Source organism: Janthinobacterium paucivorans, assembly GCF_051380805.1.
GTDB lineage: Bacteria > Pseudomonadota > Gammaproteobacteria > Burkholderiales > Burkholderiaceae_D > Janthinobacterium > Janthinobacterium lividum_D.
On sequence record NZ_JBNYXR010000022.1, the window covers coordinates 46,292 to 57,267 of the forward strand.

Below are 10,976 nucleotides of genomic sequence, written 5' to 3' on the forward strand. Positions count from 1 at the left end.
AATCAATTTATTTGTGTTTTAAAATTTACTTTTAATCAACTTAATTGATTTTATTTAAATTCAAAATTTAAATTGTACGCACGCAAAATGATTAATAAAAAATTATGTATCTGTGCGGTAGGCAATAAACATGGTGTTTGCTCAGATAAAAAAGGCGCTGCGGCATTGCGATAATTCGCGGCACGTGCCGAAGCCTTGCCGGCAAGCATGACGCTGCAATAATGAATATATATGGGGGGAAATAAAAAACTGGCGCGAACGCGCCAGTGAGCAATATGTCTCTAATTCGCAACACGGGCGCCGTAGCGCCGGTGAAGTCAATCGCTACCCTGCCAGTCACTACGCCAGGCAAAACCGTAGCGAGCGGCAGTGATTTTTAGCCGGGAAGCACCGCCGTACTCTGTACGGAGGTGCAGTGCCCATGAGCATCGCCGGCCGCAAAGTGCGACGCGCAGCAGGCTTGCTCAGGTATTACTTATACGTTTTGCGCGGTGGCGACTTCGGGCGCGGTGGCGCAGGCTTGCGCTCGGTCGTACCGTCGTCGAGGCTGATGCGCAGTTTCTGGCCCGAGACCACGACCGATTTCAGATGGTCGAGAATTTCCGGTGGCATGCCTTCCGGCAGGTCCAGCACGCTGTAGTTGTCAAAGATATCGATACGGCCGATATGCTTGGCTTCCAGGTTCGCTTCGTTGGCGATGGCGCCGACGATATTGCTTGGCGTCACGGCGTGCTCACGGCCCACTTCGATGCGGTAGGCCGTCACGCCTGGGCGTGGACGTTCCTTCTTCGGCGCGCGCGGTGCTGCTGCATCGCCCGCGTCCGCTGGCGCATCCTTGAACGCGGCTGCGGTCTTGGATGCGAACGGCTTGCGCGGCGCGGCTGCTGGCGCCAGGTCCGGCGCGTCGCCGTCGCGGCTGATGCGCAACTGCTGGCCCGCCACCCACACGGTTTTCAGCTGGTCCAGCAATTCTTTCGGCATGCTGTCTGGCAAGTCCAAGACGCTGTAATCGTCATAGATTTCGATGCGGCCGATGTTTTTCGAATCGATACCCGCTTCGTTGGCGATAGCGCCCACGATATTGCCCGGTTTCACGCCATGCTGATGACCTACCTCAATGCGGAAGGTTTGCATGCCGGCGTCGGCTGGACGCGAGATGCGTTCCTTTTTCGCGAAGGCCGGACGTTCGCCACGCTCGCTGCGCTCGAAGCGCTCGCCGCGTTCTGGACGGTCATTGCGTTCGAAGCGGTCTTGGCGCGCAGGACGGTCGTCTTGCCACGTGGCTTGCTCGCGCGCCTTGTTCTTGTCCAGCAACAAAGGCACGTTGCCACGCGCCATCTTCGCCAGGGCAGCAGCGATTTCGATGGCGGGAATATTCTGTTCGCGTTCGAAATCTTCGATCAGCGACTGGAACTGTTCCAGTTCGCCCAGGGCCAGGGTTTCGCTGATCTGTTCCTTGAACTTGGCGATACGCACGTCGTTGACAGCCTGGATGGTTGGCAGTTCCAGCATGCTGATCGGCTGGCGGGTCGAACGTTCGATGGCTTTCAGCAAGTTCTTTTCACGCGGGGTGATGAACAGAATCGCTTCGCCGCTGCGACCGGCGCGGCCCGTGCGGCCAATACGGTGGGTATAGCTTTCCGGATCGTGCGGCACGTCGTAGTTGACGACGTGGCTGATGCGCTCGACGTCCAGGCCGCGGGCGGCCACGTCGGTTGCCACGAGGATGTCGATCTTGCCGTCTTTCAACTGCTGGATCGTGCGCTCGCGCTGCGCTTGCTGGATGTCGCCATTGATGGCGGCAGCCGAGAAGCCGCGCGCTTGCAACTTGCCGGCCAGCTCTTCCGTACCCAGCTTGGTGCGGGCAAAGATGATCATGCCGTCAAACGCTTCCGCTTCCAGGATGCGTGTCAGCGCGTCGAGCTTGTGCATGCCCGACACCAGCCAGTAGCGCTGGCGGATGTTGTCGGCCGTGCCCGTCTTGGCGGCGACCGTCACTTCGGCTGGATTGATCAGGTAGGTAGTGGCGATGCGCTTGATAACGGAAGGCATGGTGGCCGAGAACAGGGCCGTCTGATGGCCTTCCGGTGTTTCTTGCAAAATGCGTTCAACGTCGTCGATAAAGCCCATGCGCAGCATTTCATCGGCTTCGTCGAGTACCAGCGTTTTGAGCTTGGACAGGTCGAGCGAACCCTTGTCCAGGTGATCGATGACGCGGCCAGGCGTGCCGACGATGACGTGCACGCCGCGGCGCAAGGCCGACAGCTGCGGGCCATAGCTTTGGCCGCCGTAGATCGGCAGCACGTGGAAGCCAGGGATATGGGCAGCGTAGACCTGGAACGCTTCGGCGACCTGGATCGCCAGTTCGCGCGTCGGTGCCAGGACCAGGGCTTGCGGTGAGCTTTGTTTCAGATCAATGCGCGACAGGATGGGCAAGGCGAAGGCGGCGGTCTTACCCGTGCCTGTTTGCGCCTGACCCAGCACGTCGCGGTTAGCCAGCAATAGTGGAATCGTGGCCGCCTGGATAGGCGACGGTGTTTCGTAACCGACATCCTTGAGCGCGCGAATCAGCGGCTCGCTCAGGTTAAGGTCGGAAAATAAGGAAATTGGTGTATCAGACATGAAATCACTCACAAGTTCGCTCGAATCGCCCAATGCGAAAGAGTGTATCTGCTAGTTTACTCTTTACTGGACCTTACCGGGTGGCTGCATGCCGCAGAACGCCGTTTTTTTGCGCCATATCTACTCAACAAAGGTAGAAAAATCGGTGATCCGCACGCAATTGGCGCGCGATTTAGCCAACATTAAACGATACACAACAATATGCCACCTGCACCGCTTCTGCACGGCAAGCGCAACGGCTAAGGCGCAGGCACGGCGCCGCCCGCCCCGTTTCAGCAGCGCAAGAACGCCAGCAAGTCCCTATTCCGGCGCGCCTTGTGCGGCCTCGCCCAGTCGTGCGGCGCACTACGCTGGAGCATGACGATAGAGTAAGATTGCCGCTGCTTTGCTTTCCCGTATTCACTTTTGGAGTTGTCATGCGATTTCCCTTTGTCCTCGCCGCCAGCCTGTTCAGCACGGCTGCTCTCGCCCAAGCGCTCGTTGCCGAAGCGCCCCTGCGCGCCCATCTGTCCTTCCTGGCCGACGATTTGCTCGAAGGACGCGGCACCGGCCAGCGCGGCGGCGACCTGGCCGTGCGCTACCTGGAAACCCAGGCGGCCGTGGCTGGCTTGCAGCCCTTGAAGGATGGCACATACCGCCAGGCGCTGACCATCGTCGGCAGCAAGGCCTTGCCATCGAGCACGGTCACCTTCAGCGTGGGCGGCAAGACGCTCGCTCCAGCCTTCGGCAAAGACATCGTCTTTGGCGCTTCCAACGGCCAGCAGAAAGTGGCGTTCGACGCGCCCATCGTGTTTGTCGGCTACGGCATCGGCGCCGCCGAAGAAAACTGGGACGATTTCAAGGGCGTCGACCTGAAGGGCAAGCTGCTGATCATGCTGGTCAATGATCCGCAGCCGACCGTCGCCGAACCGCAGCGCTTTGCCGGCAAGTCCCTCACGTATTACGGCCGCTGGGTCTACAAATACGAGGAAGCGCTGCGTCAGGGCGCCGCCGGCGTCTTGCTGATACACACGACCGCATCGGCCTCGTATCCGTGGTCGGTGCCGGCCAACGGTTTCGGCCACGAGCGCTTCAGCCTCGCTGGCGCGGGTAACGCCATGGAAGGCTGGCTGCAGGAAGACATGGCGCGCACGCTGTTCCAGCAAGCAGGACAAGACCTGGACGCCTTGCGCGCGCAGGCCGAAACGCGCCAGTTCCGCCCCGTGGCCCTGGATGCCACGGTCAAGGTGCAACTCGATAGCCAGATCCGCAGCATCGAGCAATTTAACGTGGCCGGCATCGTGCCGGGCACGGACCCGAAACTGAAGGATGAAGCCGTGATTTACTCGGCCCATTGGGACCACCTGGGCAAGGATGACGAAGGCAAGCAGCGCGCTGGCCAGAGCGACCATATCTACAACGGCGCCATCGACAACGCCTCGGGCGCAGCGGCCCTGCTGGCCATGGCGCAGGTGGCCGTAAAACAACCGGCGCGCCGCACGCAGATCTTCCTGTGGCCGGCCGGCGAGGAAACGGGCATGCTGGGCAGCACGGCCTATACGCGCGCACCGCTGTGGCCGCTGGCAAAAACCGCTGCCGACCTGAACCTCGACAGCATGAACTTTGTCGGCAAGACACACGACATCGGCGTCGCCGGCGCCGAGCGCAGCAGCCTCTACGCGAGCGCCGCCAAGGTCGCCAAACGCATGGGCCTGCGCCTGGCACCCACCATTCCCGACCTGTCCGGCGCGTTTTACCGGGCCGATCATTTTGCCTTTGCCAAGGCGGGCGTGCCGGCCTTCAACGTCGGCTCGGCCGTGTTTTCCGGCGACGGCTCGTTCGACTTCGTCAAGCACCCCAAAGCCTCAAGCGAGCGCCTGGTGGCCTTCAAAAACGATTACCATCAGGTCACGGATGAATACCACCCGTCGTGGGACTTGTCGGGCATGCTGCAGCAGGCGCAGTTCACCCTGAACCTCGGCTATGAGGTGGCGAACGACAAGAATTTGCCTACTTGGAACAAGGGCGAGGCGTTTGGCAAGGTAAAACGCTAAGCACCCATGAAAAACACCGGCCTTGGCCGGTAATGCCGTTCAGTTAGTGTGTTAGTGATGCTATTTTTAGCCCAAGAACCAGGACAGGGGTCGGACCCTGAGGGGGAATGTGCTTCAATGGAGCACATTCCGATCACGAAGTGACCGACCCCAGCTCTTTGCCTCTGGGGTTAGCGAATTTACTGGCGCTCATCAATCACGCCAAAATCCTTAACTGAACGGCATTAGGCCTTGGCCGGTGTTTGCATTTAAATCGCCATGATGCGTTTCAGGTCGATGAACGCTGTTTCGTACAGATGTTGGAACGCGCCCACCATGACCTCTTCCACGCCTTCGGCCGCGTCGAACTCGCTCGACCATTCCGCGCAGCAGGAAGCGCCACCTGGTTCGCCCGTGACGCGCAGGGTGGAACGGTAATTCTTGACGGGGATCGGGCCGGAGACGATGGTGTAGCTGTAGCTCTTGTCCGCTTCGCTGTAGCTTTGCAGGCGTTCGGCGATGATGGCGCCGTCCGTGGTTTTCAGGCGGCGCACGCGGCCGCCATGTTCGGACAGGCTAGTCTTGATGGCACTCGACCATTCAGCCAGCGACTGGAAGCCGCCGATAAAATCCCACACGCGTTCGGCACTAGCCGCCAATGTTACTGAAACAATTACTTGGGCCATCTTTAATTCGGTTCCTCATCCAGGTTTGCCGGGCATCGCGCCCGGCCGGCCGGAGTTGCCCGGCACAGCCTCTATTTTAGCGCCCATGCGGCTTTGCTGCTGGTCGCGTAAGGGCCTGGACAATAGCGGCTGGCCTGGCTAGCGGGGATACCTTACAGATTTTCCGCCAAGAAAATCAAGGAATTACCGTGTGCCAGGGCTGCGGCACGCTGCTGGTAACTGTCGCGGTGGGTGCAGTTAAAACCATGCTCGGCGTCCGGATAAATATGGATTTCCACGTCTTGCCGGTCGTCGAAGCGCTCGGCGATGCTTTGCACGGCTTGCGACGGAATGTGGCTGTCCTGGCCGCCGAAATGCATGAGCAGCGGCACCTTGATCTGGTCGGCCAGATCCAGCTTATCCTGGATGCCGCCACCGTAATAGGCGATGGCGGCGTCGACCAGGCCTGCAGCAGCGGCTTGAAACGACAAGCGGCCACCGAAGCAGTAGCCGACCGAAGCGAGTTTGCCACTCAATTCCGGGCGCGCGCGCAGGGCGGCGACGCTGGCGGCGATATCGGCATCGGCGTGGGCATTGTCGGTAGCCTGCAGCAGTTCCACGGCGCGCGTCCAGCCGTCCCCGTCATAACCCAACTCGATGTGCGCGCCGGCGCGCCAGAACAAGTCCGGCACCAGCACCACGTAGCCATCGGCCGCGTACTGGTCGGCCACGGCGCGGATATGCGCATTGACGCCGAAAATTTCCTGCAACAGGATGATGCCGGGGCCCTTGCCCACATGCGGCACGGCCAGATAGGCCTGGAAGCTGCCGTCCGGGCCGGCGATATCGATCCACTGCGATGTTGTGCTCATAAAAACTCCAGTCTGAGGTTGGGGTGGGGAAATGCCACCGCCAAGCATGGTACTGGTTTTTCGCGCTGCCTGCGTCGGCCCCCTTTATTCAGGCTCAATACAGCTCGCGCAAGTAAATCACGGGACCCGACTTGAGGATACCAAAGACGACGCTGCCGACCGTGCTGCCCAGGTAGGCATGCTTGCCCACGGCAACGTCGACCCTACCGGCCTTGCCTGCGCCGGGCGCCAGCAAGGTAAGGCGGCTCGCTTGTGGCAATGCGCCTTGCACGACGGTATAGGTCTGGTCATCAGCGGCCAACTCGCTGCAGTCCAGTGTTTTCTTGCAATTAGCCAGCAGCACGTCCGACTTGTTGAATGCACTGATGCTGTCGAGCAGATTCGTCGTCCATTTCGTCCCATTCCAGTACTGCACTTGCACGGACAGTTTGATGGGCAGCAACTCGGAGCCATAGCCGTGGGCTACCCGCCATTGCCCCGACAGCACAGTCATCCGTGCTTCGTTCTGTATCGATGCCGAACTTGAACTGACGACGGCGCCGCCCGGATACGTGCTGCTGGCGCGCAGCAGCACGTCGGTGGGCGCCACCGGCGCGCCGGCCTTGCCCGGAAAATGATAGGCGAGCATGGGCGAGGCAACGCCAAAGGTAAATTGCACGGGTGCCACGCCGGTGATGGTCGTTTGCGCCTTGCTGCCATCGGTGAGCCGGCTGCGGCCATCGGACGTCATCGGCGGAAAGGAAATCTTGCCCGTGGCCGCGTCCAGGCCTTCGAGCAACACGGGTGCCAGGACGCTCGGATTGCGCTCATCATAATTGAGCGTCGTTTCTCCCCCCAGGGCACGCGCCGTCACGCGCACGCCTATGGCTTGCCCCGAATACGCGTAGCGGCCTTTTTCCCCATCGTCGGCGCAGATGAGCGGCGCGGCACATGGCGTGGCAATGCCGTTGCTCGCCTTGGGCTGGTCAGCATCCTTGCTCTTGATCAGCTGCGTGATGAAATGGTGCGCGATGAATTGCACCGCCTCGCTCACGTTTGAGGGCTTGGGCAAGTCCTGCACGACAAGGTTGGCATCCAGATAGCCATTGGGATTGGCCAAGTTAAAAGCAATGGTGATCGTTCCCACTTCCGGCCAATACATGTCGCTGCTGGCAACGCGACCATTCTTGAAGACCACGGCGCCCTGCACGGCCGGCTTGGCTGGCGCGGCAATCTCGCTCGTCGTCGGCTTGAGCAGGCTGGCCAGCGCAGGCAGCACCGTCTGTGCCGGCGTTTCATTGCCGAAGTTCGGCGTCACGGCGCCTGTACTACTGAGTGCGCTCATGCTGACCGTCACCGGTGCGCCCGCGCGCTGGGGGCTGGCGATGGCAACGGCGCTAAACGCGGCTGGCACGACGATGACACTGCCCAGGCCCGTCATGTTCAAGCCGGCATCGCCGGTAGTGGCCGACCCCGTATAAGTGGCCTTCAAATCCAGCTTGCCCACGTCCGCATACACCATGATGGCCGTGGCGACACCCTTGTCGTTGAACGCCAGCTTGACGTTCGCGCCCGTCGTGCTGCAGGCGCTACCAGCGTTCTGGGCCAGTGGCACGAAAGCCCCGCTACCCTGCACGAAGACGGGCAAGGTGCCGCTGGCAGGATTGCCGTAGCTGCAAACAAGGTTCAAGTCCTTGCTGGTATTTTGAAACAGTGGCACGCAAGCTTGCGCGTTGGGGGCAGCCTGCACGGCGCTGATGCCGAACGCCTGCTGCCTGCCAGAAACATGATGCACGGGAGTGACCGTCAAGCCCGTCGCCGCGAACGTCATGTTGCAGCTATTGCTATTGTCCGAGCTGCGCTTGCACACCAGCGCGCCCGTGCTGCCCGGTACGCTGCTCAGGCTCAAGGTAGTCGTGCCGGCGGTGTACTGGCGCGCGCTGGCCGTTGCCACGCCGCTGCTGCCTATCTGCGTCGCCGTGCCGCCAGGGCTGACGGTAACACTCGCGCCGCCCGTGTACCGGGCGCTGCAGGCGGCATCCGCGCACGCCGTCAGCGTCACGGTCTGCGGCGCGCATGTCAGGGCCGTGCCCGGGTGGTCGATCTGGAAATGGTGCGGACCGGCCGCGGTACCCGGGCCGCATTTTGGCCCCATGGGATCGGTGTAGGGCCAGCCACTGTTGTTCGTCACGCAGCTGCAGGGGTACGATGGCGTGTATGCCTTGCAGGTAATGGTCTGCTGCACCCGGCCGCGATATCCCAGGGTAATGTGATCGACCAAGGCCTTGCCGGTGATGGTCGCGTCGGAATCCCCAAGGGTCACGCTTCCACCTTCCACATCGCCCTTGACGGTCGCTTTGTTCTCAATGACCAGCGTCCGGGATGCCTTGACATCGCCCGTCACCAGCAGGTCCGTCGACTTCAGTTCGATGGCAGGGGCAGTCAGGTTGCCCGTAACCTTGCTTGCAGACTCAATCAAGAGCGAGGTGCTGGCCGTGATGCTGCCATCAATAACGACGGCGGAAGCGGTAACGATGGTGGTACCGGTAATAGCCCCCGTGACACGCACTCTCGATGCGAGATTTATTGGCCCTGTCGAGCTAATACCGTTTGTGACCTTGGCATCAGCCTCGACGGTCACGGAGCCGCCCTCGATAGCGCCATTCACGGTCGAACTGGCAGCGATAGTCACCGCACCCGTTGCCATGAGATTGCCTGTCACGCTGATCGGACTGCCACCCAGCTTGATCGACGCGGCTTTGATATTGGCAACGATGTTTTGTCCATTTTGCCCGCCTGCGATAAAAGTGCCGCCATTGGCAACAATGGTCGCGCCACTTATTTTTAACTTCGATGGCGGGTTGTCGCTGACATTGATATCTCCCTTGGCCGTCAGGCTAGCCGTGCCTGTCATCGTCAAGCCCTGATTAAATGTAATTGTTACAGGGCTGTTGACAGTCACACGGTAGCCGCTATCAATGACAACATCGTCATTCCATTGCATCGCCAAAGAGGGGCAGGTATATTCGACGCCGCTATTGCTGCAGTCCGTGACAGCAGCGCCGTTAAAACTGAGCGTTCCGGCGCGGGCTAGGCCAGTCCCCAGCGAACATAGTAAAGCGGCAATGAAAATGTATATGCGCACGGCTTGAAGCAATCTGATGAATGAGAGGGCAATCGGTTGGTAGCCAATTTCATGCTAACCTAGGCCATCGCCATTGTTGCATTATGGCACTGTTTCATTTATCTCATTCATTGCATGCTCAAGCAAAGCTCCCCCAAATTCCCCCTGCGCAGCGTCGACATCATCGTCTATCAAGGCTTCAAGGCGCTGGAAGCCATCGGTGCCATGAAAGTATTTGATTACGCCAACACCCATTTGCGCCTGCGCAATCTGCCCGGCGGTTATGACGTGCGCATTGTGTCGACCGCCATCGGTCCTGTCGAGTCGGACACCCTGATGTCGCTGCACGCCAGCAAGGCGCTCGATGTGAACCGCTTGCCCGACCTGGCCGTCATCGTCGGCTGCCACCATGTCGAGCAAGTCTTGCAAGACATCCCCGCCCTCGCCGCCTGGGTGGCAGAGGCGGCACCGCGCATCGATACCCTGGCGGCCCTGTGTACGGGCTGCTTCTTCCTGGCCGAGGCGGGCGTGCTCGACGGCAAGAGTGCGGCCACGCACTGGAGCGCCGTGGACAGCTTGCGCCAACGCTATCCATTAATACAGGTCAACGCCGATGCTATTTTCGTACGCGAAGGGAAATTCTGGACATCGGCCGGGGTGACGGCCGGCATTGATCTGGCCCTGGCCCTGGTGGAAGACGATTTCAGCCGCGATATCGCGCTGGAGGTGGCGCGCGATCTGGTGGTGTACCTGAAGCGGCCCGGCGGCCAGTCGCAGTTTTCCGTGCATCTGTCGAGTCAGATGACGACGCATCCGAGCATCCGCCAGCTACAGGGCTGGATCATGGAACACCTGGGCGAAGAGCTTGGCATACCGCTACTGGCGGCCAGGCTGTCCATGAGCGAGCGCAATTTTACGCGCGTGTTCCAGCGCGAAACGGGCAGCAGCCCCACGGAATTCATCGAAACGGCGCGCTTTGAAGTGGCCCGCCGCTTGCTGGAAGACAATGTGTCGTCATTGAAACAAGTCGCCGTGCAGGCCGGCTTGCATAGCGAGGAAAGGCTGCGCCGTCTGTTTCAAAAGAAACTCGCCATCACGCCGCGCGACTACCGCGAACGCTTTTCCAGCACGGCGCGCTAGGCGCGGCGAGGGGCCGCCAGGGTCCGCGAAACTCAGCGCAACTCAGCGCAACTTGCGGCTGCGCACGTGGCGCGTGGCCAGCTGCTGGCGCTGCAAGGCCAGCGGCGTAAACATCAGCGCGCACAACAGATAGGTGGCCAGCAGCGCCAGCCAGATGGCAGGCGTGGCAAGAATGGCGGCATTGCTCCACCATAAGGCCAGCAGGGAAGACAGGGCCGCAGCGAGGAAGACGGGCAGCATGCGGCGCAACGTGGCAAGGTAGACAGTGGCAAACATGAACGACTCCCAAAGCAAGGCGGATGTCTTCACACTAGCAGGCGCAGGCGACGAAGTACAGGCTGCCGCCCTGCGCCGTCGGTCAAGTGTTGCGCAATAAGTACATTACGCTAGGGTTCAATATTAATACAGCACCACGGAGCGGATAGACTCGCCGCTTTTCATCAGATCGAAGCCCTGGTTGATGTCTTCCAGCTTCAGCCTGTGCGTGATCAGGTCGTCAATATTGAGCTTGCCTTCCATATACCAGTCGACGATCTTCGGCACGTCCGTGCGCCCGCGCGCG

General features: G+C 60.5%; 7 protein-coding genes and 1 pseudogene. 2 read left to right on the plus strand and 6 right to left on the minus strand.

Going from position 1 to position 10,976, the window contains the following annotated elements; all coding sequences use genetic code 11:
- Positions 1-471: 471 nt before the first annotated feature.
- The gene (locus tag ACQ4V8_RS20765) at positions 472-2,622 is read right to left on the minus strand and encodes a DEAD/DEAH box helicase (protein WP_010393366.1); all 2,151 of its coding nucleotides are present in this window, start codon (positions 2,620-2,622) and stop codon (positions 472-474) included.
- A 416-nt stretch (positions 2,623-3,038) separates the two neighbouring features.
- On the opposite strand from ACQ4V8_RS20765, the gene ACQ4V8_RS20770 reads away from it, so the two are divergent.
- Complete coding sequence (locus tag ACQ4V8_RS20770) at positions 3,039-4,655, plus strand: M28 family peptidase (RefSeq protein WP_436572113.1); 1,617 nt, start codon at positions 3,039-3,041, stop codon at positions 4,653-4,655.
- Positions 4,656-4,903: 248 nt separating this feature from the next.
- On the opposite strand, the gene ACQ4V8_RS20775 is transcribed toward ACQ4V8_RS20770, so the two are convergent.
- The 3 genes from ACQ4V8_RS20775 to ACQ4V8_RS20785 form a co-directional block, all read right to left on the minus strand.
- Positions 4,904-5,320, minus strand: coding sequence for an SRPBCC family protein (locus ACQ4V8_RS20775; RefSeq protein WP_029496051.1), 417 nt, complete (start codon positions 5,318-5,320; stop codon positions 4,904-4,906).
- 152 nt (positions 5,321-5,472) lie between these two features.
- On the minus strand, positions 5,473-6,171 hold the full coding sequence (locus ACQ4V8_RS20780) for a dienelactone hydrolase family protein (protein ID WP_010393363.1): 699 nt from the start codon (positions 6,169-6,171) through the stop codon (positions 5,473-5,475).
- A 94-nt stretch (positions 6,172-6,265) separates the two neighbouring features.
- Positions 6,266-9,064 carry a DUF6701 domain-containing protein gene (locus ACQ4V8_RS20785; protein ID WP_010393362.1) on the minus strand — a complete coding sequence of 933 codons (2,799 nt, stop codon included), beginning with the start codon at positions 9,062-9,064 and terminating at the stop codon, positions 6,266-6,268.
- Between the two features lie 345 nt (positions 9,065-9,409).
- Between ACQ4V8_RS20785 and ACQ4V8_RS20790 the strand changes: the two genes are divergently transcribed.
- Complete coding sequence (locus ACQ4V8_RS20790; RefSeq protein WP_436572114.1) at positions 9,410-10,414, plus strand: GlxA family transcriptional regulator; 1,005 nt, start codon at positions 9,410-9,412, stop codon at positions 10,412-10,414.
- A gap of 42 nt (positions 10,415-10,456) precedes the next feature.
- Here the strand turns inward: ACQ4V8_RS20790 and ACQ4V8_RS20795 are convergent, their stop codons facing one another.
- Together ACQ4V8_RS20795 and ACQ4V8_RS20800 are read right to left on the minus strand one after the other, a co-directional pair.
- Positions 10,457-10,690 carry a hypothetical protein gene (locus ACQ4V8_RS20795; protein WP_436572115.1) on the minus strand — a complete coding sequence of 78 codons (234 nt, stop codon included), beginning with the start codon at positions 10,688-10,690 and terminating at the stop codon, positions 10,457-10,459.
- 123 nt (positions 10,691-10,813) lie between these two features.
- Positions 10,814-10,976 (minus strand): annotated as a pseudogene (locus tag ACQ4V8_RS20800) (S-(hydroxymethyl)glutathione dehydrogenase); the annotation flags it as partial.